Source organism: Fibrobacter sp. UWOV1 (assembly GCF_900142495.1).
Classification (GTDB): Bacteria; Fibrobacterota; Fibrobacteria; order Fibrobacterales; family Fibrobacteraceae; genus Fibrobacter.
In genome coordinates this window covers 92,501-118,614 of sequence record NZ_FRBA01000008.1, presented here as the reverse complement: position 1 = coordinate 118,614, position 26,114 = coordinate 92,501, and the positions used below count along the sequence as shown (strand labels likewise).

General features: G+C 50.8%; 24 protein-coding genes, 2 tRNA genes and 1 pseudogene. 11 read left to right on the top strand and 16 right to left on the bottom strand.

What is annotated here, in order from left to right:
• Nucleotides 1-61 precede the first annotated feature (61 nt).
• The 4 genes from thiE to BUC02_RS11605 all read right to left on the bottom strand — a co-directional run bounded on the left by thiE (nt 62) and on the right by BUC02_RS11605 (nt 4,923).
• Entirely contained in the window at nt 62-700 is a 639-nt protein-coding gene (gene thiE, locus BUC02_RS11620; protein WP_073322761.1) for a thiamine phosphate synthase, read from the bottom strand.
• 68 nt (nt 701-768) lie between these two features.
• Entirely contained in the window at nt 769-1,464 is a 696-nt protein-coding gene (locus tag BUC02_RS11615) for a hypothetical protein (RefSeq protein ID WP_254794206.1), read from the bottom strand.
• 286 nt (nt 1,465-1,750) lie between these two features.
• Entirely contained in the window at nt 1,751-4,273 is a 2,523-nt protein-coding gene (locus tag BUC02_RS11610; RefSeq protein WP_073322757.1) for a glycoside hydrolase family 94 protein, read from the bottom strand.
• Between the two features lie 53 nt (nt 4,274-4,326).
• On the bottom strand, nt 4,327-4,923 hold the full coding sequence (locus BUC02_RS11605; protein ID WP_073054279.1) for a PadR family transcriptional regulator: 597 nt from the start codon (nt 4,921-4,923) through the stop codon (nt 4,327-4,329).
• Between the two features lie 388 nt (nt 4,924-5,311).
• Here BUC02_RS11605 and BUC02_RS16765 point away from each other — a divergent pair.
• The 3 genes and pseudogenes from BUC02_RS16765 to BUC02_RS11595 form a co-directional block, all read left to right on the top strand.
• A pseudogene (locus BUC02_RS16765) lies at nt 5,312-5,416 on the top strand (prepilin-type N-terminal cleavage/methylation domain-containing protein); the annotation flags it as partial.
• Between the two features lie 9 nt (nt 5,417-5,425).
• Nucleotides 5,426-5,692, top strand: a complete 267-nt coding sequence (locus BUC02_RS11600) for a hypothetical protein (RefSeq protein ID WP_254794205.1) — start codon at nt 5,426-5,428, stop codon at nt 5,690-5,692.
• Nucleotides 5,689-6,036, top strand: a complete 348-nt coding sequence (locus BUC02_RS11595) for a type II secretion system protein (RefSeq protein WP_175549858.1) — start codon at nt 5,689-5,691, stop codon at nt 6,034-6,036. Before BUC02_RS11600 ends, BUC02_RS11595 begins: the two co-directional genes overlap by 4 nt.
• 168 nt (nt 6,037-6,204) lie before the next feature.
• Here BUC02_RS11595 and BUC02_RS11590 read toward each other — a convergent pair whose 3' ends face one another.
• From BUC02_RS11590 to BUC02_RS11565, 5 genes are all read right to left on the bottom strand, one after another.
• Complete coding sequence (locus BUC02_RS11590; protein WP_073322751.1) at nt 6,205-6,768, bottom strand: hypothetical protein; 564 nt, start codon at nt 6,766-6,768, stop codon at nt 6,205-6,207.
• A gap of 236 nt (nt 6,769-7,004) precedes the next feature.
• Nucleotides 7,005-8,588, bottom strand: a complete 1,584-nt coding sequence (locus tag BUC02_RS11585; protein ID WP_073322818.1) for an ATP-binding protein — start codon at nt 8,586-8,588, stop codon at nt 7,005-7,007.
• 275 nt (nt 8,589-8,863) lie between these two features.
• The gene (locus BUC02_RS11580) at nt 8,864-9,097 is read right to left on the bottom strand and encodes a hypothetical protein (protein WP_073322749.1); all 234 of its coding nucleotides are present in this window, start codon (nt 9,095-9,097) and stop codon (nt 8,864-8,866) included.
• An 85-nt stretch (nt 9,098-9,182) separates the two neighbouring features.
• Nucleotides 9,183-9,395, bottom strand: a complete 213-nt coding sequence (locus BUC02_RS16760) for a DUF3791 domain-containing protein (RefSeq protein ID WP_217653081.1) — start codon at nt 9,393-9,395, stop codon at nt 9,183-9,185.
• 432 nt (nt 9,396-9,827) lie between these two features.
• Nucleotides 9,828-11,690, bottom strand: a complete 1,863-nt coding sequence (locus BUC02_RS11565; RefSeq protein WP_073322745.1) for a phosphoenolpyruvate carboxykinase (GTP) — start codon at nt 11,688-11,690, stop codon at nt 9,828-9,830.
• Nucleotides 11,691-11,969: 279 nt separating this feature from the next.
• Between BUC02_RS11565 and glgC the strand changes: the two genes are divergently transcribed.
• Nucleotides 11,970-13,220: a glucose-1-phosphate adenylyltransferase gene (gene glgC / locus BUC02_RS11560; RefSeq protein ID WP_073054276.1), complete on the top strand. Its 1,251-nt coding sequence runs from the start codon at nt 11,970-11,972 to the stop codon at nt 13,218-13,220.
• Nucleotides 13,221-13,291: 71 nt separating this feature from the next.
• Here the strand turns inward: glgC and BUC02_RS11555 are convergent, their stop codons facing one another.
• Nucleotides 13,292-14,254 carry a hypothetical protein gene (locus BUC02_RS11555; protein WP_139261137.1) on the bottom strand — a complete coding sequence of 321 codons (963 nt, stop codon included), beginning with the start codon at nt 14,252-14,254 and terminating at the stop codon, nt 13,292-13,294.
• A gap of 162 nt (nt 14,255-14,416) precedes the next feature.
• The gene (locus tag BUC02_RS11545; RefSeq protein ID WP_139261136.1) at nt 14,417-15,154 is read right to left on the bottom strand and encodes a hypothetical protein; all 738 of its coding nucleotides are present in this window, start codon (nt 15,152-15,154) and stop codon (nt 14,417-14,419) included.
• A gap of 178 nt (nt 15,155-15,332) precedes the next feature.
• Here BUC02_RS11545 and BUC02_RS11540 point away from each other — a divergent pair, with 178 nt between their 5' ends.
• The 5 genes from BUC02_RS11540 to BUC02_RS11515 all read left to right on the top strand — a co-directional run bounded on the left by BUC02_RS11540 (nt 15,333) and on the right by BUC02_RS11515 (nt 20,247).
• Nucleotides 15,333-16,187: a NifU family protein gene (locus BUC02_RS11540; RefSeq protein ID WP_254794204.1), complete on the top strand. Its 855-nt coding sequence runs from the start codon at nt 15,333-15,335 to the stop codon at nt 16,185-16,187.
• A 179-nt stretch (nt 16,188-16,366) separates the two neighbouring features.
• Nucleotides 16,367-17,419, top strand: coding sequence for an IMP cyclohydrolase (locus BUC02_RS11535; RefSeq protein WP_073322737.1), 1,053 nt, complete (start codon nt 16,367-16,369; stop codon nt 17,417-17,419).
• Between the two features lie 9 nt (nt 17,420-17,428).
• Complete coding sequence (locus BUC02_RS11530; protein ID WP_073322735.1) at nt 17,429-17,884, top strand: hypothetical protein; 456 nt, start codon at nt 17,429-17,431, stop codon at nt 17,882-17,884.
• The gene (trmFO, locus tag BUC02_RS11525) at nt 17,884-19,215 is read left to right on the top strand and encodes a methylenetetrahydrofolate--tRNA-(uracil(54)-C(5))-methyltransferase (FADH(2)-oxidizing) TrmFO (RefSeq protein ID WP_073322733.1); all 1,332 of its coding nucleotides are present in this window, start codon (nt 17,884-17,886) and stop codon (nt 19,213-19,215) included. The genes BUC02_RS11530 and trmFO overlap by 1 nt, the downstream gene beginning before the upstream one ends.
• Nucleotides 19,216-19,314: 99 nt before the next feature.
• Nucleotides 19,315-20,247 carry a hypothetical protein gene (locus tag BUC02_RS11515; RefSeq protein WP_139261135.1) on the top strand — a complete coding sequence of 311 codons (933 nt, stop codon included), beginning with the start codon at nt 19,315-19,317 and terminating at the stop codon, nt 20,245-20,247.
• A 351-nt stretch (nt 20,248-20,598) separates the two neighbouring features.
• Here BUC02_RS11515 and BUC02_RS11510 read toward each other — a convergent pair.
• Nucleotides 20,599-20,672, bottom strand: a tRNA-Pro gene (locus tag BUC02_RS11510).
• Between the two features lie 280 nt (nt 20,673-20,952).
• A tRNA-Lys gene (locus tag BUC02_RS11505) sits at nt 20,953-21,025 on the bottom strand.
• A gap of 126 nt (nt 21,026-21,151) precedes the next feature.
• On the opposite strand from BUC02_RS11505, the gene BUC02_RS11500 reads away from it, so the two are divergent.
• Entirely contained in the window at nt 21,152-22,162 is a 1,011-nt protein-coding gene (locus BUC02_RS11500; protein ID WP_073322727.1) for a PorV/PorQ family protein, read from the top strand.
• Nucleotides 22,163-22,174: 12 nt separating this feature from the next.
• Nucleotides 22,175-22,927 carry a hypothetical protein gene (locus tag BUC02_RS11495; RefSeq protein WP_073322725.1) on the top strand — a complete coding sequence of 251 codons (753 nt, stop codon included), beginning with the start codon at nt 22,175-22,177 and terminating at the stop codon, nt 22,925-22,927.
• Nucleotides 22,928-22,982: 55 nt separating this feature from the next.
• Here the strand turns inward: BUC02_RS11495 and BUC02_RS11490 are convergent, their stop codons facing one another.
• Genes BUC02_RS11490 through BUC02_RS11480 form a run of 3 tightly spaced genes read right to left on the bottom strand, consistent with a single transcriptional unit; the run spans nt 22,983 to nt 26,094 of the window.
• A complete protein-coding gene (locus tag BUC02_RS11490; protein ID WP_073322723.1) occupies nt 22,983-23,429 on the bottom strand; it encodes a hypothetical protein in 447 nt (148 codons plus the stop codon).
• Nucleotides 23,426-25,207, bottom strand: a complete 1,782-nt coding sequence (gene nrfD, locus BUC02_RS11485) for an NrfD/PsrC family molybdoenzyme membrane anchor subunit (RefSeq protein WP_073322721.1) — start codon at nt 25,205-25,207, stop codon at nt 23,426-23,428. Before nrfD ends, BUC02_RS11490 begins: the two co-directional genes overlap by 4 nt.
• Complete coding sequence (locus BUC02_RS11480) at nt 25,207-26,094, bottom strand: 4Fe-4S dicluster domain-containing protein (RefSeq protein WP_175549857.1); 888 nt, start codon at nt 26,092-26,094, stop codon at nt 25,207-25,209. Before BUC02_RS11480 ends, nrfD begins: the two co-directional genes overlap by 1 nt.
• Nucleotides 26,095-26,114: the final 20 nt, after the last annotated feature.

The following is a 26,114-nucleotide window of genomic DNA, read 5'->3' as shown; positions in this document are numbered from 1 at the left end:
TCATTACAATGACTCTTTGTGTCATCCTGAGCAGAAACCGTTAGGTTTCGTGTCGAAGGATCTACACCGATTTTTTAAGCTCTAGAAAAGCTTGCTTCAATTCTCGCGTCGCGGTTTCGGGGTCCGCAGCTTTCATAATCGCAGACACGGCGCAAACGCCCGCAATGCCCGAGCCCTTCAGCACAAAGATATTGTCCTTGTTGAGCCCACCAATGGCATTCACCGGAATCGGCACCGCTTTCACCACGTCTTTCAAGGTTTCTACCGGTGTAATCACCGTTTTCACGTGAGTCGTGGTCGGGTAAATCGCGCCACATCCCAGGTAATCTGCGCCCTGCTCATAAGCTTCAAGCGCCTGCGGCACCGTCTTTGCGGTTGCTCCCACAATCGCGCCTTCGCCCATGAGCTTACGCGCCAAGCGAACCGGCATATCGGACTGCCCCACATGAACGCCCTCGGCACCAATCGCCAGGGCCACATCCACGCGGTCATCGATAATCAAGGGAATCCCGTAACGAGCCGTAATCTCGTGCGTCGCCTTAGCAAGTTCCAAGTATTCACGGGTAGACCGGTCTTTTTCGCGCAACTGAATAATCGTCGCCCCCCCCTTGCATGCAGCCTCCACCACCGGCAAAAAACGATCTTCCGGCACAGTCGTGCTATCCGTAATAAAATAAAGCGTCGTATCGAGATTCTTCATGCGCACAAAAATAAAAAATCCGATTCCTTCGAAGTGGACTTTTTAAAAGATAAGAGCTCTTCTAGGAATCAGCCCAAAAAGAGATTCATGGTAAACGCTAGGCGGTTCGCCTTGTAGGTTACATCGTAGCTGTACCTGAACTCAAGCCCCAAGCCTAAAACCGCGTTCATCTTGTACCTCACATAGGTACCTCCACCAAACTCGATAAAGCCGTAGTAATAGGGCTCGGCAAAGTCCGACTTCTCTTTTTTCCAGTAGCAGTCCGTATCGTCGTCCCAGCAACTATACGAATTAGAAACGTCATCTTCCTTATAGGGCACCCAGACATCGCCACCCCCCGCCATGTAGAGCGCCTCGGTGCGGGACGCAAACTGGAACAATCCCACAGACAGATTGGGAGTCGGCAAAATCTGTTCCATTACGCTAATACCGCCTCGAAACGCTTCAGGTTCACCATTACAAACAGCAATAAGCCTCCAGTCTGTCCACCCCATGATACCGAAATGGTCAAAGGCAGCCCCTAAAGAGATGTAGGGATTAAGGAACTGAAATCCAAAACCAAGGCCTAGATGATTCTTGAAGTGAAGGATCGATAAGCCAAAATCGAACGGCCATTCATTTTCTACGACATCTTCCCAGACACTGGGGCTATGTTCGTTTTCCGGCGTCTTCATCGCTGAATCGGACGTAGACGCCGTATATATCGAAATTGAGGATTCGAACAAGAAGCCGTTCATGCTGTCGCGATTCTGGTAGGCCGACATAAAGGCCCCCGCCGATGGCGGCCGCATCGAGCACCCCGCCAACAAAGCGAGAGAGACGCCCAACAACAAAATTATCAATCGATTAAACTTCACACCCTAAATATAAACACAAACAAAAGAAAAAGTCTGCTTCGTGAGAAGCAGACCCAAAAATCAAATTTGGATTAGAACTAAACTAATCCAAGAAACTCAGAGAGCCTAGCGAGAGCAGGAACGCTCGCCCGTAGCGTACAAAGCGTACGTGAGGGCGAGAGTGACGAACTATCGCGACGGCTATATGTGTTTCTTAACCCAAAGTGACAACGACCTTGTGCACACCCTTCGTAAAGATCGGGGCCACGTCGGCGTCAATCTTCTTGCCATCGACGATCATCTCGGCGACACCCTTGCACACGTGCTTCGGGTTCTTCACTTCGATTTCGTAGGTAGCGCCGCGGAACTTGCGGGTCACCTTGAAGCCGTCCCACTTGGAGGGGATGCAGGGGTTGATAATCAGGCCCTTGAAGCTTGCGCGAACACCGATGATGAACTGCGTCGCAGCCTGGTAAGTCCAGGAGCTGGTGCCGGAGAGCCATGCGTTACGGCCCATACCGAACTGCTTGTGTTCGTCACCGAGGATGTTCTGCGGATAGCAATACGGTTCAGATTCGAACTCGTCGAGCTTGGTGTTCTTGGCAGCCGGGTTAATTTGGCTGTAATACTGGAAGGCCTTGTCGCCACGGCCGAGAATCGTTTCGGCAATCATCACCCACGGGTTGGTGTGGAGGAAGATACCGCCGTTTTCCTTGGCTCCAGGAGGATAAGTGGAGATGCCACCCACGTTCGGGTCGAAGCCGCGGTAGCCCGGAGTAGAGCTCTTCACGCCGTTGGCGGTGTTGAGGAGCTTGTTCAAGCTGTCCATGCCCTGTACTGCGCGGTCGCCAGTAGCAATGCCAGAAATCACAGACCAGGACTGGCTGTTGCAGTAAATCTTGCCGTACTTGGCCTTGTTGGTGCCGTAGGCGTTGCCCTGCTTGTCGAACCAGCGGACCCACCACTTGCCGTCCCAAGCGCAGTCATTGAAGGCCTTCTTCACGTCTTCGTACCAGCCCTTGTACATTTCGACAGACTTGGTGTCGCCGAGAGCTTCGCAGATGTCCATCATTTCAAGGAGAGCCTTAGCATACAGGCCCGTGTTGAAGGAGGATTCTGCACCAAGCGGGAGGTTCATGCAGTCGTTCCAGTCGGCAAAGCCGAGGAGCGGAAGGCCGTGCTTACCGAGGTGAGTACGGGTAAAGTTGAGAGAGCGCTTGAGGTGTTCGAGCACGGTGCCCTTTTCACGCTGGGCGCGCTTCTTGCCAGCTTCGTAGAACGGAACTTCCTTCTTGAGGAGGTCCATGTTGCCGGTTTCCTTGAGGTAGTTGGCAATAGTGAGAACGATCCACAGGTGGTCGTCGCCGTACCAGTCAGCGTAAGCCGGGTTGCCGTTTTCGTCGAGCACGCCCTTCTTTTCGCGGGAGTCACCGGCGTTAGCTTCGTTGCCGTTGTCTTCGGCAAGGGCGAGCGGAGCGTACTGGTGCATGGCGTTACCCTCCGGACGCTGCACAGAGAGCAGGTTCAAGGCGAGTTCCAATGCTTCTTCCGGCATGTGGCTCATCACGCCCATAAGGTCCTGGCTGGAGTCACGGTAACCGATACCGCGGCTGGTGCCGTAGCCCAGCTGGTACAGGGACAGGTAGCGGCTCCAGTTCTTGGTAGTGTGGCACTGACGCGGATTGTGCACGTTCACCATGGAGTTGAACGCTGCATCCGGAGTCTGCACCTGGATCGTAGAGAGGTACTTTTCCCAGAACTTGGCGAGTTCGTCGAAAGCCTTGTCGACGTTCTTCAAGTCGCGGTACTTCTTGATAGCCTTAGAGGCAACCTTCAGGCTCTGTTCCTGACCGAGCTGGGTGCAGGTGCGGAAGGTCTTACCAGCGGCAATCTTGCCAGCGTGGATCATGAGAGCGGCAATGTTGTCGCCACGGTCGCATTCGCTGTTGGAAAGTTCTTTGTTGGCGAGGCTGAGCGGAGCGGCCCAGGAACCCATTTCGTTTGCGCCGAGGAACACGCGGCGGTCGCCATCGAAGCTACCGACCTTGCAGTTTGCAGTCACGTAGTTCACGGCGAAGTCACGCTTCATGTAAGCGTACTGTTCGAGCACCACGTGGCCGTCCTTTTCCCAGTGGCCCTTGAGGGTCATGGTCTGCGGAACCCAGTCGGCGTTGGTGAGCTGCTTTTCAGCTTCGAAGTGGCTGAATTCATAAACCGGGATAATGTCCACTTCCTTGGAAGCCTTGTCGAGGTTCGTGACCTGGATGTCCTGGAGGAGAGTGTTGGAGCCAGTCGGCACGAAAATCGTCACCTGCGTACGGAGGCCTTCGCATTCGGCGATCCAGCGCATGTAAGAAAGACCCACGTGGCATTCCCACTTCTTCATCTTGGTGAGAGTCGGAACCACGAACGGAGAGAACACGGTGTAGCCCTTGGCGTTCTTCACGCGGATATAGATGGTGCTGGCCTTAAAGTCAGAGCAAGGCATCTGGGCGATGTACTTGGTGATACGGTTCAGGGCCGGGTCGCCCTTGCAAATGAGGGTACCGCCAGTCGTATCGACGATACCACCAAAGTTCAAAGTACCAACATAGTTGCACCACTTGATCGGGGTTGCCGGCGTGGTGAGCACGTATTCTTTCTTGGCGTCGTCAAAGTAGCCGTACTTAGCTGCAGCCTTAGCTGTAACCTTCTTGGCGGCCTTCGGGGCGCTCTTCTTGGTCTGTTTTGTAGCCATTGTTTCTCCGTAAGAGGGGGTTGTTAAATTCCGGGTGTAAATATAGAAAAAAACTAGTCTTTCTTATTCACAAAATCGCGGTTTCCAAAGTTGATGTAGAAGTAGCCGTCGAGTTTCTTGTTGCGAACCGGATCGCGCAAGATTCCAATCGCTGCGCGCACGTACTTGAGTTCCACCAGAATGTGGTCGCGGCTCATGCAGTTCAGGAACGGGCCTTCGGCAAACAAAGTCGGGCGCGGTTCTTCGGCAATCATCTGTTCCAAACGTTCTACCTCTTTCACCAGACGGCGTTCATGCGCTTCCAGTGTGCGAATCAATTCCTTTTGTTCGGCACCGAACAAGAAGGCGAATCCGAGCGTTCTCGGGTCATCGTTAAAGCCGGTCAAATGCTTAAGCACTTCCTTGCGCAAGGTTTCCCTACCCTTTTCGGTAATCGTGAAAACCACACGTTCGGGGCGGTTGCCATCGCGTTCGGCACGACCTTCAATATCGCCATGCTTTTCGAGTGTCGAAAGCCTGTTGTAAACAGTCGAGGTGCTGAGGTTTGCCCAGCGGTCCAGTTCGCGGTTACGAACCTCGGTTATGATGTCGTAACCACTACGTTGCTTCTCGAGGATCAAGCCCAGAAGAACCAAGTCATAACGATTCATATTTTACCTTCTTCTAATTCCACAGAATTTCATCTGTTAGATTATTCCAACTTGGAATATAACTAAAAATTGCCATGTTGAGACATTTTTTTCCAAAAAAAAGTGTACACGCAGCTATCATTTTGGCCTATAACAGCAAAAAGAGCCGCGATTGTGGAATTATTTCGATTATACGAGCTTAGTTCTCTTTCAACGTGAACTCGCCATTTTCATACACCAACGAGACGCTCGTGGCATCAATTTTCTTCACTGGACATGCAGGGAAAACTCCAAGGTTATTTCGTTGCATGGTCCTTCGCCTTCTATGACGACAATACTCTCTGGAACGATTTTTTACGCAATGCAAAAATTACGAACGACACCTCATTACATGTCATAACCCCTGATATTGTGCAAATCGGAAAGGAGGCCACAATTGCCTTCTAACAAGTACAAAAAGGGAGTGACTTTAATCGAAGTGCTACTCAGTTTCGCCATACTCACCACTTCCGGAGTCATGCTAATGAGTTACCTGTACCCCAACAAGATGACACAAAAAGCATGGATCGACGACTACGGCCACAACCTAAGTAAACAGAACCTTTACCTAAACGAAGGCTTGGAAAAAGACACGATTCTCGTGCATAGGGACTCCATCGGTATAGAATGGGAAACCCTGATTACCGAGCAAAACTCCGGTGACGAAATCTGCTACAAGGCAATTTCTATCCGCAACAAAGCCGACACAACCCGAGCTCTCTATAAATGCGAATACAGGAAGAAGAAATGAAACGTGGCTTTACACTCATAGAATTAGTCGTCACCATAGCGGTTTCTGGCATTTTCTTCACCCTAGCCATGAACCTATACGTTCAGGCCGTCAAAGGTCAACTTGCCTTTACAAAGAAAGACGCCGCCTACATGCAGCGCACCGTTGACAACGCCCTAACAAAAAGGATGCTCCAAGAGCATCCTGGTAAATGTGTCAATGGAAAGTATATCCTAGATTCCGATACCGAAAATCCACACCTCTTTCACAACTTGCAATGCAAAGTGCTGAAAAGAGGGCGAATCGTGGTGTATGGGAATCAGGGAACATGGGTTGTGAAGACACAAGATTTTTTTATAAACTAACTATATATAATCTAAACAAAAAAAGTTAATATATACTCTCTATCTATAAACCTTTCTTCGCCTTGTACTTAGAGTCCACTAAGGGAGGATCCATTTTCAATGGAATCTAAAGAGTTAAAGTTTCCCAAATCATCATCAATTATCTCAAAGATGACTCAAATACACAAATCAATCTAATAAATTGAATTGTATCAACATATAGTCTGCAACTCGTTGCATCATACTGACATCACTAGAATATACAGGTCCTAAATGACCAACACGTAGAATGGTATCTCGATTGTGATTCCAAACAGCATATTCGCAATTAAAAATCGAATCTTTTTTGTAGTAGACATTGTTCATTTCCATATAGTATTCATTTTCAGAAAGTCGTGGAGGACTTTTCATTTTCAGAAGATCAATTGGAGTTCGCCACGAACTAGCAATATGATAATTTCGAATAGTATCATACTCAACATTATTTATACGGCGAAATTCAAATACCGGTAAGCTATCATTACCACACCAACCACAAAAAAAAGATTCTTTTTTATTCAAAGTCATTGCAACACCTTGAATAAACTTATCATTTTCTTCACTGATTTGTGGAGATGTCAAAACAATTCTATTAATTTTAAACTGAATTGGAGAACCTCCATATGGAGGTATGGAACTATACATTATACTACAACACCCTCCAAAAAAAAGTATGACCAGAAATGCAAGGACAGAATTTACACCTGCTTTCATTTTCACTGATTCCTATAAAAAAATGGAGTTGGCCTATGGTTATCTGGGCGTAGATTGTATATAGCATCTATAATTAAATTCATCGGTAAAAAAATGATGTATGTGTAAGGGTAAAACAGCTTTTGAGAAAAAAAGTTCCTCAATTAGGAATTAAAATAAAGGACTGTTTTCATCCCTTATTTTTCTCCAACAAAATAAAATGATAAAATTATTTGGACCATGGCATGATCAGAAAGCTACCCTTCCACGACTTTCCATTCGCCGACGGTTCGCTTTTCTGCATCGAACGTAGCACCGATTTTGAACAACTTTTTCGGCGAGCCGTCCTTGGTCATCGTAGCCGAGTATGGAATCAAGTATCCCTTGTCGTCGATTTGTTTTAACGCATCATCCACAGTCGCGGAAGAGTCAAGCTTGAACTCGAAAACGTAAACAGCATCGGCTGTCTCCACGACGGCATCGGCGCGACCAGCGGCACTGCATTCCTCGGTACGCACGACATATGGCGTACAAAGCTTGAATATCAGAAACAGCACCGTCTTGTAGTGGTTTTCGTCCTTGCGTTCCGCATTGTACGGGATGCCGCTCATGAATGCACGGATGTGGGTCATCGCATCGTCGATTTTACCTTCCCGCAGCGCCTTCGTGAAACGGAGCATGAATATGTCGTTGTCAACAACGTCGTCCATCGCGTAATAGGGCATCAGCGCCTTCAGAAAACCGAGACGCACTTCTTCGTTCGGGAATCCAATCTTGTACGCGAAACCATCAAAATTCTTTATCGTCAGGTAACCGCTCTGGTAAAGCATCGGGATAGGGTTCTTGGCAGTCTCCGTCGGAGCGTCGAACATGTCCTGCGTAGCCTCGAACCCGGTATCGAAAGGAGTCGGATCCACCTTGTACTTGCGCATGAGCCGGGTCAGAATCGTCGGCGTACCGGTCGCAAACCAATAGTTGGCAAGCTCGCGTTTGCTCAACGCATTGATAAGGCTGAACGGATTGAACACGTCCGGCGAATTCTTGCTGAAGTGGTAGCCGTCGTACTGGCGTTTGAGCGCCTCGCAAGCCCCGTCGTACGTGAGCCCGTTCTTGTCGGCGAGCGCCTGAATTTCGGGCTGCATCTGTGTCAGAACTTCTTCCTTCGTGATACCGCAGATGGCCGCGTACTCGTCATCCATGGTAATGACGTTCAGGTTGTTTAGTTCGCTGAAAATCGAGAGCTGGCTGAACTTGCTGATACCCGTGAGTAACACGAAACGGAGGATGCCGCCCAAAGCCTTCAACGGACTGTAGAAGCTGCGAACCTGGACTCGAATATCCTCAAAAGATTCCATACCGAAGGTATCTAGCATCGGGGCATCGTATTCATCGACCAGCACAACCACCTGGCTACCAGTCTGCTCATGTGCTGCTTCAATTATTCGTGACATACGGACGCCCCAAGTATGGTTGTCCGGTTCAGGTGTAACCGCGAATCTTTTTTCTTGAGGCTCTAAAATTTTGTTCAACGAATTTGCGAGGGAATCTTTGTCCGAGTATTTTACAATGCTCATGTCAAGCCGGATGACCGGATACTTTTTCCACTCGGTCTCGAGCTTTTCCATCGCGAGGCCCGCGAACAGCTCCTTGCGGCCTTCGAAATAGCATTGCAGCGTGCTGACCAGCAGCGATTTCCCGAAACGGCGCGGACGGGACAGAAAGTAATACGGGTCCGTATGGGTCAACTTGTAGACAAGGTCAGTCTTGTCTACATAATACATACCGTCTTCGCGAATTCTCGCAAAATCCTGCACGCCAATGGGGAATCTCTTTAACGCCATACTGTTAATATAATAAAAGTGTGCAAGGCGAACAAGCGGGGCCGCTTGCGGACCCATTTGGGAGCCGCAGCCACGGACGCTGTAAGCGTCAAAAAACACCCCAGGAAATACGTGTCAACCATACATGTCAACCGCCTTGCTAGCCTTAATTTACGGAAAAAGGCCGCTGGGGCGACCTTTGATGATTGTACTACGCACAATACAAAATAACTAGGTACTCCCGTAGTATATGTCCTTGTCAAAGATAATTTATCTACAAAAATGAATGAGAGGCTTTAATACTCTGTCTGTATTAGTTTTCCGTTTTTTAACTCAGTGACTAGAATATCGTAGTTGTAGGCGGAACTTTCAGAACAGAGCCCGGTATCTGGATTTTGCAATTTCTCGAAAAATTGTGAATTATAAACAACCCCAAGAGCCGTTTGCAGAGTCATGCCCTGTTCTTCCATCAGCCACTTGGCAATGTCGCCTACAATGCTCTCGATAAGGAAATTCTGTTTGTTCGTCATTTGGAAGCCTGTCCAAAATCCTTAAACGGTCTGCACATGGCAAGGTCTATTTTTTCAATTTCACAGTTGGAACCATGATATAGAATCATAGAATCTGCCCCCCGTTCCTCTGACAAATTGCAGTCAAATCGTCTATGGTGTCATCAAACGAAAGCAAATGCTCTGCACCATAGTGGGTTTGCAGAAAATCAATTCCCTTAAACAAACTCAGGTAGTTAAATGCCTGCCTAACCGAAAGCTCCTTCGCCTTCGCAAATTCACCGATTGCGGCAATAGTCCATGTAATTTGTTTTTCCACATAAGGAAATATATAAAAAAGATGTGGAAAGTCAACGTATTTAAATACAGAAGGGGCGTATACCAATTGCAAAATTGTTGCTGATATCCCAGACTATCGCCGACCCTGCTTGTACATACGGAAAAAGGCCGCCGACGGCGACCTTTGGGGTGTTTCTTAATGAATATAGTAGCTTATGCGACCATCTTATTTAACCCCAGTATGGTTCAAAAAAGAACCGCGGCCAGCTGAAAGCTAGTCGCGGTTTCTTTAAAGGATTTTCCTTTAGGAATTAAGCGTTGCGCTCTTCGAGCGCAGGCATATCGCCTCGGTCATAGGGAAATGCAAGCATTTCCCTGCGACGCTCGGCTTATGGGACTGCTATGCAGTCCTTTGTTCTTCGCCTCGGTTATGGACAAGCAAGCTTGTCCGCAACTCTCGGTTTACGAACAATTATGCCTTATTCAAACGATCCTGGATCATGTCGATGATGTCGGAAAGTTCCTTCGGGAGGTGCTTGCCGAACTTCGGATAGTGGTTTTCCTTAACGTCAGCGAGTTCCTTCTTCCAGCCTTCCACGTCAACCTTCGTGATCTGCGGGAGAGTTTCCTTATAGTAGTCAGCGAGACCATCAGTATTGATGGCGCCTTCCTTCGGCATGTAACCGATCGGAGTTTCGACAGCGTTGTCAACACCGTTGCAGCGGTCGAAGATCCAAGCGAGCACGCGGCTGTTGTCGCCGTAACCCGGCCACATGAAGCCACCCGGAAGCTTTTCGTTGTTGGCATCCTTGCGGAACCAGTTCACGTAGAAGATCTTCGGGAGCTTGTCTTCGGTAGACTTCTTACCGATTTCGATCCAGTGCTTGAAGTAGTCACCCATGTTGTAGCCGCAGAACGGGAGGATGGCGAACGGGTCGCGACGGATCTTACCGACCTGAGAGGCGTCAATCGTAGAGGCAGCGGTGATTTCGGAACCCACGATGGAGCCGAGGAACACGCCGTGGTTCCAGCTGAGGGACTGGTGGACCAGAGGAATGGTGGACGGACGACGGCCACCGAAGAGGATTGCAGAGATAGGCACGCCTGCCGGATCTTCCCATTCCTTAGCAATGCACGGGCACTGCTTAGCCGGAGCGGTGAAGCGAGCGTTCGGGTGAGCCATTTCTTCGCCCTTAGGAGCCTTGTCCTTCGGGAGAGCGTCACGGGTCTTGCCCTTCCAGTCAACGAGCTTGCCCTTGGCCGGGTAGCCGATGCCTTCCCACCACACGTCGCCGTCTTCAGTGAGGGCGCAGTTGGTGTAAATGGTGTTCTTTTCTGCAGAGATAAGAGCGTTCTTGTTGGATTCTGCAGAAGTACCCGGAGCAACGCCGAAGAAGCCGGCTTCCGGGTTGATAGCGTAGAGACGGCCATCCTTACCAAACTTCATCCATGCAATGTCGTCACCGATGGTTTCGACCTTCCAGCCCGGGATAGTCGGGATGAGCATAGCGAGGTTCGTCTTACCGCAAGCAGACGGGAATGCGCCAGTCACGTACTTGACTTCGCCCTTCGGGTTGGTGAGCTTGAGGATGAGCATGTGTTCAGCGAGCCAGCCTTCGTCGCGAGCGAGAACGGTAGCGATACGGAGAGCGAAGCACTTCTTACCGAGAAGAGCGTTTCCACCGTAGCCCGAACCGTACGACCAGATGAGGCGTTCTTCGGGGAACTGAGTGATGTACTTGTATTCAACGTCAGCGCAGGGCCAGATGCCGTTGTCGCTTTCGCATTCGCGGAGCGGCTTACCAACGGAGTGGAGGCACGGAACGAAGTCAGCGTTCACGTCTGCATTGAAGATGTCGAGAACCTTCTTACCGGCGCGAGTCATGATGTCCATGTTGAGAACAACGTATTCGGAGTCCGTGACTTCGATACCGTTCTTGGAAATCGGGGAGCCGAGCGGGCCCATGCAGAACGGAATCACGTACATGGTACGGCCGTGCATACAACCCTTATAGAGCTTACGCATCGTCTGCTTGAGTTCAGACGGGTCGATCCAGTGGTTGGTCGGACCTGCATCTTCTTCCTTCACAGAAGAAATAAAGGTACGGGATTCGACGCGGGCCACATCAGACGGGAGAGAACGGAACAGGTAGCAGTTTTCCTTCTTGGCGAGCTTCGTGGCGAGGCCAGCCTTGACGCACTTCTGCATAAGGGCATCGTATTCTTCCTTGGAGCCGTCAACGACAACGACGTTGTCCGGTTCGCACATGGCAATCATTTCATTCACCCAAGTACTGATCTTCGGGTGCTTGATATCGTTAAGGGTAAGACTCATTATGAGCTCCTGTTTGGTTTAACGTTAAGTTTCGATAATTTCGAACGCGATAAAATTTACAAAAAACAATGTCCAAATTGCAGGGGCGTTGGCAATTTTTTGAACTAAATCACCCCATCCATCCGCCACACGCAGTCCGCCCCAAATACGGCGCTTGAAAAAATTTCACTTTTTTTGTTTTTTTTTGCTAAAAAGTTTACATTTCGGCCTGAAATTACATAAATTAGGCTTGTATACACGAAAAAGGGTTAATACCCCTCATTATAAGGTTATTGCTATATGAGTTGGTCTTATTCTAGAGAACACCAGAAAAACATCCTTTGCATGATCATGGCCGGCGGTCAAGGCAGCCGTTTACAGCCCCTCACCCGCGACCGCGCGAAGCCTGCCGTCCATTTTGGCGGAACTTACCGCATTATCGACTTTGTGCTGAACAACTTCATCAACTCCGGCATCTTTAAAATCAAGGTCTTGACCCAGTTCAAGAGCGATTCCTTGAACAAGCACATTTCTGCCGCCTGGAATTTGAACGCCAGTTTGGACCAATATGTGGACTTGGTGCCTGCACAGATGCGCACTGGCGACGACTGGTACAAGGGAACGGCCGACGCCATTTTCCAGAACATCAACCTGATTACCGACGAACGTCCGGACCTCGTGGCTATTTTCGGTGGCGACCACATCTACAAGATGGACATCAACCAGATGATTGATTTCCACCTCTCCCGCGCCGCCCTTTTGACCATTGCCGCTATTCCGGTGCCGGTCTCCGAAGCACGCGAATTCGGCATTATCGAAGTGGACGCCGACAACCGCATGATCGGTTTCGAAGAAAAGCCCAAGAACCCCAAAGAAATGCCCGGCAACCCCGGCTACTGTTTGGCCAGTATGGGCAACTACATCTTTACGAGCAAGTTCCTGGTGCGCGAACTCTTGAAGGGCGCTCAAAACGGCGCGACCGACTTCGGCAAGCACATTATTCCGAGCCTGTACAAGGACTACCCCGTTTACGTGTACGACTTCAACACCAATATCGTGCGCGGCGAACAGGCCAGCACCAAGGGATACTGGCGCGATGTGGGAACGCTCGATGCCTTCTTCGAAGCGAACATGGACCTGTGTTCCGAAAACCCGCCGTTCGACCTTTACAACAACTACTGGCCCATCCGTACTTTCAACTGGAACCAGCCTCCTGCAAGGTTCTTTGCCGGCGAAGGCAACGCCCACCAGGGTGCAGCCATTGACTCTATCGTGTCGTCGGGCTGTATCATCGGTGGCGGTACGGTGGTCAAGAGCATTCTCTCCCCCGGTGTTTCTATCCAGAAAGACGCCCTTGTCGAAGAATCGATACTGTTCCCGAACGTGACCATTGGCCCGGGTGCCAAGGTGCGCCGCGCCATCATCGAAAAGGGCCTGCACATTCCGGCCGGCTTCCAGATTGGCTACGACCTGGAACGCGACAAGAAGCTGTTCCATGTGACCGAATCCGGCATCGTCGTGCTCGCGAAGGATACAATCATTAAGGCTTAATCTATTAGCTTTTTGCGACTAAAAAACCCCGACAAAGTCGGGGTTTTTCCATATTCAAACGGATGGTTTAGTTAATCAACGATGATTTCTTCATCATCCCAATCACCCCAATCGCCGTAATCACCCATGTCCATGGATTCTTCGTCAAGTTCCCATTCGCCATCCTGGCAGATCACGGGCATGCCCATCATAGTGCTCTTTGCACCTTCCTGATTGCACTTCAGCATATCCTGCGCAGCGTCCTCATCCAAGGTCCATTCACCTTCGTCGCAAGTCAACGTCATAGAAAGACCGGCAATGACCGTGTCCTTCGTTGCGCCTTCAGTACTGCACACGAGGCCTGCCTCCATGGCTTCTTCATCGGCATCCCAAAAGCCATCTTTGCAAATCAAGGGTGCTTCCATGCCGAAGACAACGTCTATCTTTTTTTCACCTTCGACGGAACAAGGCTGATTGTAACTACCCATAGGGTTATTCACATCCGTTTTCGGATCAGGATCCGTTACAGGATCATCTATAGGATTATCTATAGGGTCATCAATAGGATTACTGTTGCCGCCATCAGACCCCTCATAAACAGGGGTGTCGTTGTCGAGACTGTCTTTCTTACTCGGATAATCATCCTCTTCCTCTTCGTCATCCATATTAACGCCAGAAGAGATATCCTTACACATACCTTCAGCTAGGGATTTGAGTTTGGCAACAGTCACCCCCGCAGCCTCAACTTTAGTCGTTACCGTATTGCCTTCGCAAGTGACTTCGGCATTTCTGTCGTACTTGGCTTCCTGGCATTCCTCTTCGACAGCCTCCTTCGGCATACCCTTGTAGGTCGAAGCGGTAATAAGATAATCGCCCTCGATAGTCTGCTTGACTTCAACGGTTTCACCGCCATAGCTCATGGATCTTGTTACGGAATTAGCGTCTGAACTCACGTTACAACTCGGCGTGCCGCCACTAGCGCTACTCGAAGAGTCTCCGCAAGCCATGAGGCCGAATGCAGCAGTCAAAGAAAGGGCAAATCCAAGTTTTTTCATATTCATCATCGTCTCCTTGTATGTTTTGCAAGAAAGATATCTTTTTATTACAAAAAAACAACAGTTTTTTTCAAAAAAATTTACCCAAGCATAAAATATGTGTTTATTCACAAAAAAAGCCCCGACATAGTCGAGGCTTTTTAGGTATTTTGGGAGAGAAAACTACTTTAAGCCAGGGGTTTGTTCAGGAATTTCGCCGCCACCCGGCATCGTAAAGCTGGAATCGCCCCAGTTGCCCATGCCGCCCGGGAATCCACCGGTGCTGTCGCCACCGAACATTCCACCGAAGTCGGGCATCTGCATTTCCCACTGACCATCCTTGCAGATATAGGTCATGTCCATGCTAAAGGCGTCACCCATTCCCATGGATTCAGTCTTCGTGGCACCTTCTTCGTCGCACTTGTTGGCTGCAGCAGTCGCTGTGGAATCATACACCCACTGACCGTCCGTGCAAACTAACACGGCAGCACCCATCATATTCTGGGTAGCGCCTTCTTCGTCACACTTCATCATGTCGGCGAAAGCCGTGGAATCAAAAGTAAAGCCCGTAGTATCGAAATCAAACGAACCTGGGCCAACATTGGCAGATGTATCTACCGGGGCGTCCGTATTGGGTTCTTCGTTTGCGGGTTCCTCGCTTGCAGAACTTGCTGCCGGAGGTTCATCTGTCTTGCCTTCAGAGCCTTCTTTTGCAGGGTCTGTCGATTCTTTTGTAGAACTCCCTACACTTGAAGAACTTGCAGGGGCTTCATCTCCACCGGCATTAGATTCACTCGAAAGAGTCGGCTGATCTTCACCGCCTGCAGGTGTTTCGGAACTAGCCGAAGAGGAATCGTCGCAAGCCATGAAAGTGAACATGGATGCAGCAACTACTGCAAAGCCCAACTTTTTTAGATTCATATTGTCACTCCTTGAAAAAGATATCTTCAATATAAGCATTTCTTACTCAGAAACACGCTGTTTAAACAATTTTAAACAATATTTCGAATAGTCTTGAAATAATTTTTACACACTTATAAAAACATTGCATTCTTCGCTTTTTCGCACAAAACAGCCCAAAATTTCTAAATTTGTGCCCATGAGTGAAGAAAACCTGAGCCAAGCGCCGTGTAACGAAATGTCCCAAAAATTGCAAGAAATTGCCAAGGCCCCCAAATACCGTGGCGCCATTTTCCAGATTGAAGCCGACGAAAAAGGCCTCGCCCTGGTCGATGTCAAAGAGGCTAGCCTTAAAGTTTATTTGATGATTGACCCGGAATGCGACAAGATTCTGGAAACCAGGTTCTTTACCTACGGCGGCCCGATTTTTACCGCACTCGCAGACACCTTCTGCAAAAAAATCCAGATGGCGACCATCGACGACGCCTGCGCGATTACCGCCGAAAGTTTGGAACTCGAACTCCGCGACACGCCGGACGTGCCTGCCATTGCTGCAACCGCGCCCGAGATCAAGCAGATGAACACGCTGATCAAGCGCGTTTACGACGTGTATCCCGAAAAAAAGGCAACCGCCATTCTGGTGCGAGAAAAGATGGAGCGCATCAAGTACCGCACGCAAACCGCCGAAGGCCGCGCCGAAGCGGACGCCGAATGGAATGCCCTCACCAAGGTTCAGAAGATTGAAAAAATCGAAGCCTGGCTGCACCAGTCCGTACGCGGCATGCTCCAGGGCGACGGCGGCGACGTTGAAATTCTCGACTTGACCGAAGATAACCGCCTGAAAATCCGCTACCAGGGTGCATGCGCCGGTTGCGGTTCTGCCATGGGTGGAACGCTCTTCTACATTGAAGACGAACTGAAGAACAATGTTTATTACAACCTGATTGTGGAACCGGAAGACCCGCTCGACAACATTCAGCAGAATGAAATGTCCGATGCCGACCGCAATTTGGCCGGACTGGACGACAACAATCCTCCCCCGAGCCTATTTTAAGATGTGAGATGTGACAAATGCACAAGGCGAGAGAAGCGACAATGCTTGCATTGGCATTTCCGAGCCGAGCATTTGGTACTTGAGCGTAGCGAAAGTACAAATGTGAAATTTGGAATTAATCATTACATATTACACATTGTTTTTTATATTGTAGTGAGTAAAACATCAAAGGAAACTCTATGTCCGAAGAACTCGTTTTGAAATTCGTTGACCCGAAGCCGATGCGCTACGGTGAAAACTCCCACCAGTCCGCAGTGTTCTACCGCGACCCGACCTGCACCGAAGCAAGCCTCGCTACCGCCAAGCAGCTCTGGGGTAAGGAACTTTCTTACAACAACATCGTGGACGCTGACGCAGCCCTCGAAATGGCCCGCGAATTCAGCGAAGGCAATGCCGTCGTTATCGTGAAGCACATGAACCCCTGCGGACTTGCAACGGGTGAATCCCTCCGCGAAGCTATGGAAGCAGCCTGGGCAGGTGACCCGGTGTCGGCCTTCGGTTCCGTGATTGCTGTGACCCGCAAGGTGGACCTCAAGACTGCTGAATTCTTGAAGGGCCGCTTTGTCGAAATTTTGCTCGCTCCGGCATTCGACGACGACGCTCTCGAATTCCTCAAGAACAAGTCCAAGGACATTCGCCTCCTCGAAGTCGGCGAAATCAAGAAGGCAACGCACTGCAAGGTGTACAAGCACGTGATCGGCGGCATGCTCGTTCAGGACCGCGACGTGGACACCTACGAAAAGTTTGAATGCGTGACCAAGGCCCAGTTCCCGAAGAACAAGGAAGACCTCGCCCGCTTTACCTGGCTCGTGACCAAGCACACCAAGTCCAACGCCATCGTGATGGGCTACGAATACAAGCCCGGCTACTTCCAGGTGATGGGTCTTGGCCCCGGCCAGCCGAACCGCATCGACTCCAACCTCCGTCTTTGTCAGCCGCGCGTTCGCGACAACGTCGCCCGCATGGAAGATGCCAAGCCCTTCTTCGACGAAAACGGCAAGTGCATTAACGAAGCCGGCCTCAAGGCTCTCGAAAAGAAGGTCTTCGGCGAAGTCGTGATGGGTTCCGACGCCTTCTTCCCGTTCCCGGACAACGTCGAAGCCGCCCACGATGCTGGCGTGCGCTACATCGTGCAGCCGGGTGGATCCAAGAAGGACGACCTCTCTATCGAGAAGTGCGACGAATTCGGCATCGCCATGGTGTTCACCGGCATGAGGCACTTCCGCCATTAAGGGTCGCCTATGGTTCCAACCTCCCAAAAGGAAATCAATCAGCGGGAAAAGGACCTGTATTACACGGTCCTTTCCTTCCTGAAAAAAATTCGCAAGGCGGGCAAGACTACAGCGAAAGAGTGGGACGAATACCGTTCCGCTATCAAGAGTGTTGCCATGACCGCCGATATGGGGAAGGCCGCTGACCTGTGGACCATGGACAACTTGGACCAGTTCAGCCCCGACAAAAGCCAGCTCCCGCCGCTCAACGACATGGAATACGTGGCACGTGTGTCACCGGAATTCTTGTCGCAGCTCATGGAAGCGCTCTATTACGGCATGCTTAACCCGACCCAGGCGAACATGATTTCCGACGAGATTCAGGACGCCGATCCGGAATACGTGACTTCGGCCTCGCTCGAGGAACTGCTCGTGAAGCTCTGGATTGGTAACGCCAAAAGCTACCGCAAGATGATTGCAAACTAATGAACGAACGCGTACGTGTAATTGGTGGCGGCCTTGCAGGCTGCGAAGCGGCTTTGCAATTGGCGAGCCGCGGTTTTAAGGTTGATTTGTACGAAATGCGCCCGGTGAAAAATACACCTGCGCACAAAGACGGCCATCTCGCCCAATTAGTTTGTTCCAACAGCTTTAAGGCTTTGGGCATTACATCTGCCCACGGACTTTTGAAGCAGGAACTCACGATGCTCGGGAGTTTTTTGCTGGATTCCGCCCGAGAAGCGGCCGTGCCCGCAGGCGACTCGCTCACCGTGAACCGCGACATTTTCAGCGAATCGGTCGAAAAGAAGATTGCTGAGTCGCCCAACATCACATTACACCGCGAAGAAGTCACGAGCCTCGAGGGCGACTGTCCGACTCTTGTAGCCGCAGGCCCCTTGGCAAGCGACGCTCTCGCCGATGACATTTTCAAGCGCCTCGGCAGCAACCGTCTACACTTCTTTGACGCCATCGCCCCGGTCGTCGAAACCGACAGCATTGACTTTGACCACGCCTTTTACCGCAACCGTTGGGAAAAGGGCGAAACGGCGGACTTTATCAACTGCCCGCTCGACAAGGAAACCTACACAGAATTTGTGCGTAAGCTCTGCGAAGCCGAAAGCACCGAGCCGCGCCCGTTCGAAAAGAACGAACTGTTCGAAGGTTGCCTCCCCGTCGAAGAAATGGCCCGACGCGGTTACGAGACGCTCCGCCACGGTCCCATGCGTCCGATTGGCCTTGGGCTAGGCAACAACGGAAAATTATGGTACGCGGTAATCCAGCTCCGCGCCGAAAACAAGCAGAAGACCTTGTTCAACATGGTCGGTTTCCAGACGCGCCTCAAGTGGGGCACGCAAAAGGAAATCTTCACGATGGTGCCGGCACTCCGCAATGCAAAATTTGCGCGCCTCGGCTGCATGCACCGCAACACCTTCATTGAATCGCCCAAGTTCCTGGATAAAACGCTTCGCTTGCGTCCGGACCTTGAATGCGCCAAGGGCATTCCGCCCACATGGTTTGCGGGCCAGATTACCGGCAGCGAAGGCTACACCGAAGCGGTCGCCACCGGCTGGTACGCCGCCTGGAACATGGCACAGACGATTCTGCACGGGCACGCCGACCCGCTCCCCGACGAAAGCTGCATTGGTTCTCTCATGAACCGCCTTGTGGAAGAAAACGAAGACTTCCAGCCGATGAATTTCAACTTCGGGCTGCTCCCCCACCACGAAGGTTTAAAGAAGAAGAACAAGAAGGAAATTCTTGCCGCCCGCGCCGAAGAATCCGTGCGGAAATGGATTGCGGATAGGAAGATTGTCTAGTCTTGGATACAGCAGACAAATCACAAAAAATTGTCTGATTTTCATTTTTTCTTCATATTCTCCCCTAAAAAGGTATATTCCATTAATAATGGAGGAAATATGAAATACAAATACGGAATTGTTCTACCCTTCGCATTTATTTGCATTGTCGCCTGTTCCAGCGACGACGTAAGCAAAGCTACAGACGATCCATCACCAGAATCTTCCTCCAATTCGTTAATAAGTTCTTCAAGTGATTTACAGACTAGTTCCTCCAGCGAATTACCCATGGACCAGTCATCCAGCAGCGAATTTCCCGCTATTCCTGAATTCTTTGAAGATTCCTGCACCGCGTCTGGAGGGCAGTTCCTGTATGGCGCCTGCATTTGCCGGTCTGAACTCTGCGACATTGCCGAAGCCTGCAATCCCGAAACAGGAAGATGCGCCAACTTTGTTGAAGAGGAATGCCCTGTAGACATAAACGAAAGAACTGCGGATTCGGCGCATTACTACCGTTTCAATGTGTATGGCGGTTGCCAGATTATCGGGGCCTACGACGGAAGCGATTCTACGGAATCTTTTTACGGGGATTTCTATTTGTTACGCAACCCGGGCGGACTCACCATGACATACACTAACTTACTGGCATCCTTAAGCATATACAACCGCGAATTTGTAGGCAGACATGGCGACATAGATGCTGAATCCGTGCATGCAACAGTCCCTATCACCAAGGCTCAGCTCAAGGCCAACGTGCCTGACTTCTTTAACGCTTTCTATCCGGATACGGCAGGCCATGAAAGAACGATTGTATTTGAATCAGACCTGAACGAGGACCACACTCTTGATTTGATAATGTACTGCGATGACAAGGTCTTTGGTTGTAAAAGCATGGCTTTGGAACTCGGTTGCAAGGAAGCCTATATAGACCATTCCGAAGTCCTGGCGGTTTGCGATTTGGAGACGACCCAGAAAATGCAAATGAGAGGAATTATCCTCGGGATTAACAGACCCGAGGAGCTAGATGTTCTGTTGCCTGATATTTTAGATTAGGAGAGAGGCATCGCCGCATTATCGGGGTAGCCAGAGTGCCAAAATACTCACTTTGTTTCGTATTTTGCCCTTCGGGCTTACTTGAACTTCGTTCAAGTTAAGGCCTAAAACCATCTGAGTTCGCTTCGCTCTCGATGGTTTTAGTCTAACTGATCAGTTCGAATGACTATACAAATATGAAAATCGCACCCCGTTGGGGTGCGACTTTCATATCGGGGTAGCCAGATTGCTGCGCCGGCTTCGGTTTCGCTTCGCTCACTTCCCGGCTTGCCCTTCGGGCTTCACCTTCGGTGAAGCTAATCTGGTTACCTATGATACAAGAAAAGCCCCCAAAAGGGGGCTATTCTTGTATCGGGGTAACCAGATTCGAACTGATGACATTCTGCTCCCAAAGCAGACGCTCTACCAGGCTGAGCTACACCCCGAGTGTGTGCAAATATAGCAAATTATTTCAACATTTTGGAAAGTTATTTATAGTTTTTATTCGGTCCTGACGGACCGGGGTAACCAGATTGCCAAAATGTTCACGTTGTTTCACATTTTGCCCTTCGGGCTTGCTTGAACTCCGTTCAAGTCAAGGCTTAAATCCGTCATGTTCGCTTCGCTCTCGACGGATTTAATCGAACTGACGACATTCTGCTCCCCAATAAGACAGCAAAGTCTTAAAAAGAAAAACCGATTCTAGAAAATCTAGAACCGGTTTCCTGAGCTACGAAGGGCTCGAACCTTCGACCCACGCCTTAAAAGGGCGTTGCTCTACCAACTGAGCTAGTAGCCCGAACGCACCCAAATATATTAAACGTTTCGCCTTTTGTAAAGGCGATTCTTGCATTTATTCGTAAAAATTAACGCTTTTTTGAGGATTTTCCCGCTCGCATTGCAACAATATTTGTAAATTTCAATCATGAATTTCAAACACCTTCTGACAGCGGTCTCGGCACTACTCGTAATTCCCGTAGCAAGCCATGCCTATTTCACTCAAGGCGATGCCGGACAAGAGGTGTTTTCGTTCATCAACACCTTTGATAGCCCGCGTAATGCAGCTCTCGAAAAATCGGCCGGTGCAGGCGTATCTACCGACCCGACGATTGTCCAGCTGAACCCGGCAGCAGTCATTTTGCCCGAAGGCAAGAACCACATTGCATCGGTTCACTGGCAAACGGGCGACATGGCTGACAACCAGGGTAGTATCAGCTATACCGGGCATTACGGCAAGTACATCTTCCAGGTTTCGTACAACTGGCTTTCTTACGGCAGCATTGAAGGTTACGATGAATATGGCAATGCCACGGGCAACGACTACGAACCGTTCAGCCAGCTGGCTACAGCTTCGGTAGCCTTCCCGCTCAAGCATATCCGTTTCGGTGCAACTCTTAAATTTGCAGCCGACAAGCTCACGGACGACGCCGGAGACCGCACGGCCCTGGGAGCCGCATTCGACTGGGGTCTCACCTGGCAGTCCGAAAGCAAACGCTACGGTCTGGCCGTTATGGCACGCGACTTCGGTTGCCTGTTGCGCGACTACGTAGACGATGGTGAGAACGATTACTACCCGATGTCGCAGACGTTTGCCATCGCGGGCTTTTTCAGACCCAAGGTTCTCCCCCGCCTCACAGTTTATGTCGACAACGATTTCCCGCGTTACCAGGAAGCCTTCTTGAGCTTGGGTGGCGAATACGCACTCGGCCAACATCTCTTTGTTCGCGCGGGCTTTCAGCGCACGTGGCTAGACTTGATCCGCGACGCCAAGGAACTGATGGCCTCTGAAGATCGCCCGGATGAAACGAACAACGCCCACATGTTGAGCGCAGGCCTTGGCTACGCCATGGACTTGCTTGCCCTTGATTACAGTTTCTCGTACCTTGCCCAAGGTATGGGTCACGAACACAGGCTTGGCGTGCGAGTGAATTTCTAATTCGGGCTTGCAATGCGGCAGTTTGACGTTATCGTTCTCGAAGAAAACTCCCCGCTATTCAATAATTGGATTCTCCCTTTTGAAGACCCAGCCCTCGGCTGGTTGCACGACAGCGACTGGAACCGCCCGTTACAAAGCATTGATGCCGAATGGGTGGTTTTTGCCAACCCCGCCGTGAAAATTGACCGCGACTTTCTGAATAGTTTGGCCGAATGCATCGAAGGATTCCCGATGGTGGATGCCTTTGCGCCGAGGGTTAAGTTTGAAAGTCACTTTTACGGCGGTTTGCTCTTGAACGGCGCGAAGGGTTTCGCCCCGATTTCTGAAAACGAGAAGATGCGATTTGTCGCGGCTCCAAGCCCGATGATTGCGGTATTTTCGAGCCGGATCATCCAGCGCACCGGGCTGTTCGATTTGGACCTGCCACCCGAATTCAGACTGCTGGATTACACGCTCCGCATGGCGCACGCCGGCGGCAAGATGTTCAATGTGCCGTACCTGGTAGCCTCATTGAACGAAGGCAATTATGCCAGACACTTAACAGGGCAATTCTTGCACGAAAAGCAGGCGATCGCTCCGCTGTGGGAAATCTATTACAAGAGCCTCCCCGTAGCCCAGCTATCTGCCTTCACGTTCCGCCATCTGACCATGCTCCCAAAATTCTTGGGGTTTGATAAAAACAAGAAACGCCGTCAGTTCAAGCGCGACAAGGCCACTTCGCTGTCGAAACTAACCGCGGATTACCTCAAGGAAATTTCCCTGTAAAAGAAAACGAATCTCGTTTCCTAATCACTAACCACTGTCTACTGCCTACTGTCTACTAAAAAAACACCCAGACGGCAAGCCAGAAGACCATCAGGCAAAATTCCATTTCCTTTGAAATTTTAGAAAGGAACGTGCTGCAAAGGGTCATGCAGAGTAGGGCCGCAATTCGGGTCCAGGCAATGTCGATACCGCGGTAATAAAGGGCGATGCCACCAAAAAGTTCAATCCAACACCAGAGCGATTGCGCAAGCACCAGATAACGCCTGCGATAAAGCGGAAGGGAGGTGGTCGAAAGGCAGAGGCAGAGAGCCAACATGCGGAACGGGTAATGTTCCAGAGTCGGGTCGTTAATGTCGCCGCCAAAATAGCAGAACACCCCGAACAGGACCAAGAAGCCGGCAAGCAGGCCTCCATTGCGGTATGGCGACGAGCCCTTGCGCCACAGGAACGAGGCGCAACCGAGAGCGATGAGGCAAGAGAGCGAATTGGCAAGAGGCGTCATTTTTCGCCCTCCTTTACCGATTCGGGTACGGCGTTTTCGGCAAGCACGCGCATGTAATTCACTAGCCCAAGCGCTTCTTCTGACGTCAAGCGGTCCGCGTAAGGGTTCATGTTCACGCGACCATTCAAAACGACCTTGACAAGAGAATCGACGCCAAGACTATCGATTCGCTGCACACTCAGTTTTTGCGGCACAGGGTAAAATTCGCGCACGAATTTTTCGTTGAAGCGGCCGTCTGTTCCGTGGCATGTGGCACAGCGGGCATTCCAAACGAGACGGGCATGATTTTGAGAAACCGGAGTATCAACACCTATCGGTTGCGAATCAAGTACTTTCGATGATTTTTCAGAAGAACCACCCGCAAAGAACGCCCCAAGGCAAACCGCCGCCAAAACGAGCAAAACTACGCACAGAGTTTTTTCACGGCGAGTCATGTCGAAGGATTTTTCAACAAAGTAAGCGCGAACACACAGCGTAAAGGCTGTCACGACAGCAACAATCGGATACAGGAGCGGAATCACGTTCGCAATCGAAAGATCGACATTCGCAAACACGCTCTGGCCCCACACCCACACAGAGAAGAGAATGGCAGCGGCAAAGCCCACAAGCAAGGGGAATCGCAGGATGCGGTATTCTTCGGAAGACCAGGGCTGCATGTAAAAGCCCTTTCTGAGTTTCTGGATGCCGCGCACGCCCGTGAAGTTTTCTTTTTCAAATTCTTCTTGTTCGGCTTCGGCCAGATCGGTGCCGTCGACTTCGCCAAAATAGGAGCCTGCACCTTCCATTTTCCTGTTCAAGTAGCGACGAATTCCAAAGAACAGCAGCATGAAACCGCCCACCGAGAAGGCGACAAGGCCCAAGTCAATCCGTCCAAAAGTTGCCGAGGCCGCCGTGGGCGAAACGAGATAGTAGCGTTCCAGGAATAGGCCGACGAGAATCGAGACCGAGAAAAAGATTCGGCCAAGACGGTGTTCGCGAATCACCGACACCATTCGGAGCTGCGGAAGGACTCCGGCAAAAATAAACGCCGAAGTGCAGAAATATCCTTTAAGAATGAGATCCCAAATCCAGATGGCGCAAAGAATCCAGGTGCAAATGAGTTGCAAGCGTTCCAAAAGACGCACGCGGTAGCCTTCGGCACAAATCAAGAGGTTCACGAGCGCAAGGCCCGAAAGAATTGCCCCCGCGATAAAGTAGACCGGAAAGAATGCGCCACGCCACTCCGGCACAAACGTGGTTGCAAAATCAAGGCTCACAACCGTATGCACCCAAAGCACCAACGGGAACAGGAGCCACGCCAAGGGCTTACGGTATTTATCGAGAGCCGGAATTTCGCGGGACTTTAAATGCACGCCAAAAAACAAGAGCGACAGGAGCGCATACACGGCTATGCAACAGAAGTCCCAAACCAGGGGCGAACGCACATTCGCGAAATTGCCGCGGGCATCGAGGAAGGGGGCCACCATGTAAAAGTTATCGATGACGCCCAAGTGCATCAGCGGGAAAATTCCTGCAAACACAAGGCTCACGAGCGTCGAAAGTTCCGCAATCAAGGCGGTGCGGCGGTCCAGCTTGATATCAAGCGCAAGGAATATCGCCGACAGGAGCGTGCCGGCATGGGCAAGCCCAATCCAGAAAACAAACAGGCTAATGGGCGTTCCCCAGAAGGTCTGGGAATCCACCATCCAAGCCGAGGGACCCTGATAAACAGAGTACCCTAGAGCATAAAGCCCCGGCAAGAACAACGTGAGCCCCAAAATCATCAGGTAGCGAAACATTAGCGCCTCCCCCGCATAAATACCACGGAAGGATCCAGATTGGCCAGTTCTCGCGGCGCGTACAGCACACGGTTCTTGGTGAGCTGGACAAGCGGTGACTTTTCGTCGAGCCAGTTTCCAAAGATGATGGCGTTCTTGGGACAAGCTTCGGCACAGGCGGTTTTGACGCCGCGGCCACGCCATTCGGCATCGGTGCCCACGGTGAGCGAGGTCTTGAATTCAAGGCGGTCGTTCTGCAGGCGGTGCAGGCAAAGACTGCATTTTTCCATAACACCCTTGTCGCGGAGCGGAACTTCGCGATTGAACTGGCGGGCAAGCCCGAGTTTTTGGGCGTCGTTGAAATTGAACTTTCGGGCCTGAACGGGGCAGTTCGCGCCGCAGAAACGGCTTCCGGTGCAGCGCTTGTACATCATGGCGCTCAGGCCGTCGGGGGTGTGATTGGCGGCACCTGTCGGGCATACGCGTTCACACGGGGCATTCCCGCAGTGCGCGCACATGAAGGGGGTGCCGCCGCGCATGTCGACCCAGTGCATAAAACGTCCGCGGGCGGCATCTTCTTCGGGAACGAGCGGAACATTGTTTTCAAGGTTGCAGGCCAGGATGCACTTGCCGCAACCATCGCAGGCATCCAGATCTATCGCCATGCCGAATCGATTGAGAGTCGAGGCCCCCGGAATCTTGAGGGCACCCGGAGTCGGAATCTTCACGAGGTCGAGGGATTTTTTCGCCTGAGACATGGCGAGCTTGACTTCGTCTTCAAAACGCTTGAGTTCGGGCACCGAGAGCTGCGACGCGATATCGCCGAGGACCGCCGACTTGCGGCATCCGTACAGCAGCCCCATGACAGCCACCAGCGAGCAACTCTTGATGAATTCGCGACGATCCATTCCCATAAGATACCTTACCG

Excerpts from the sequence above, each read along its gene's own strand:
- thiE (WP_073322761.1), bottom strand. The coding sequence starts at position 700 with ATGAAGAATCTCGATACGACGCTTTATTTTATTACGGATAGCACGACT.
- BUC02_RS11615 (WP_254794206.1), bottom strand. The coding sequence starts at position 1,464 with ATGTCGGCCTACCAGAATCGCGACAGCATGAACGGCTTCTTGTTCGAA.
- BUC02_RS11610 (WP_073322757.1), bottom strand. The coding sequence starts at position 4,273 with ATGGCTACAAAACAGACCAAGAAGAGCGCCCCGAAGGCCGCCAAGAAG.
- BUC02_RS11605 (WP_073054279.1), bottom strand. The coding sequence starts at position 4,923 with ATGAATCGTTATGACTTGGTTCTTCTGGGCTTGATCCTCGAGAAGCAA.
- BUC02_RS11600 (WP_254794205.1), top strand. The coding sequence starts at position 5,426 with ATGAGTTACCTGTACCCCAACAAGATGACACAAAAAGCATGGATCGAC.
- BUC02_RS11595 (WP_175549858.1), top strand. The coding sequence starts at position 5,689 with ATGAAACGTGGCTTTACACTCATAGAATTAGTCGTCACCATAGCGGTT.
- BUC02_RS11590 (WP_073322751.1), bottom strand. The coding sequence starts at position 6,768 with ATGAAAGCAGGTGTAAATTCTGTCCTTGCATTTCTGGTCATACTTTTT.
- BUC02_RS11585 (WP_073322818.1), bottom strand. The coding sequence starts at position 8,588 with ATGGCGTTAAAGAGATTCCCCATTGGCGTGCAGGATTTTGCGAGAATT.
- BUC02_RS11580 (WP_073322749.1), bottom strand. The coding sequence starts at position 9,097 with ATGACGAACAAACAGAATTTCCTTATCGAGAGCATTGTAGGCGACATT.
- BUC02_RS11565 (WP_073322745.1), bottom strand. The coding sequence starts at position 11,690 with ATGAGTCTTACCCTTAACGATATCAAGCACCCGAAGATCAGTACTTGG.
- glgC (WP_073054276.1), top strand. The coding sequence starts at position 11,970 with ATGAGTTGGTCTTATTCTAGAGAACACCAGAAAAACATCCTTTGCATG.
- BUC02_RS11555 (WP_139261137.1), bottom strand. The coding sequence starts at position 14,254 with ATGAAAAAACTTGGATTTGCCCTTTCTTTGACTGCTGCATTCGGCCTC.
- BUC02_RS11545 (WP_139261136.1), bottom strand. The coding sequence starts at position 15,154 with ATGAATCTAAAAAAGTTGGGCTTTGCAGTAGTTGCTGCATCCATGTTC.
- BUC02_RS11540 (WP_254794204.1), top strand. The coding sequence starts at position 15,333 with ATGAGTGAAGAAAACCTGAGCCAAGCGCCGTGTAACGAAATGTCCCAA.
- BUC02_RS11535 (WP_073322737.1), top strand. The coding sequence starts at position 16,367 with ATGTCCGAAGAACTCGTTTTGAAATTCGTTGACCCGAAGCCGATGCGC.
- BUC02_RS11530 (WP_073322735.1), top strand. The coding sequence starts at position 17,429 with ATGGTTCCAACCTCCCAAAAGGAAATCAATCAGCGGGAAAAGGACCTG.
- trmFO (WP_073322733.1), top strand. The coding sequence starts at position 17,884 with ATGAACGAACGCGTACGTGTAATTGGTGGCGGCCTTGCAGGCTGCGAA.
- BUC02_RS11515 (WP_139261135.1), top strand. The coding sequence starts at position 19,315 with ATGAAATACAAATACGGAATTGTTCTACCCTTCGCATTTATTTGCATT.
- BUC02_RS11500 (WP_073322727.1), top strand. The coding sequence starts at position 21,152 with ATGAATTTCAAACACCTTCTGACAGCGGTCTCGGCACTACTCGTAATT.
- BUC02_RS11495 (WP_073322725.1), top strand. The coding sequence starts at position 22,175 with ATGCGGCAGTTTGACGTTATCGTTCTCGAAGAAAACTCCCCGCTATTC.
- BUC02_RS11490 (WP_073322723.1), bottom strand. The coding sequence starts at position 23,429 with ATGACGCCTCTTGCCAATTCGCTCTCTTGCCTCATCGCTCTCGGTTGC.
- nrfD (WP_073322721.1), bottom strand. The coding sequence starts at position 25,207 with ATGTTTCGCTACCTGATGATTTTGGGGCTCACGTTGTTCTTGCCGGGG.
- BUC02_RS11480 (WP_175549857.1), bottom strand. The coding sequence starts at position 26,094 with ATGGATCGTCGCGAATTCATCAAGAGTTGCTCGCTGGTGGCTGTCATG.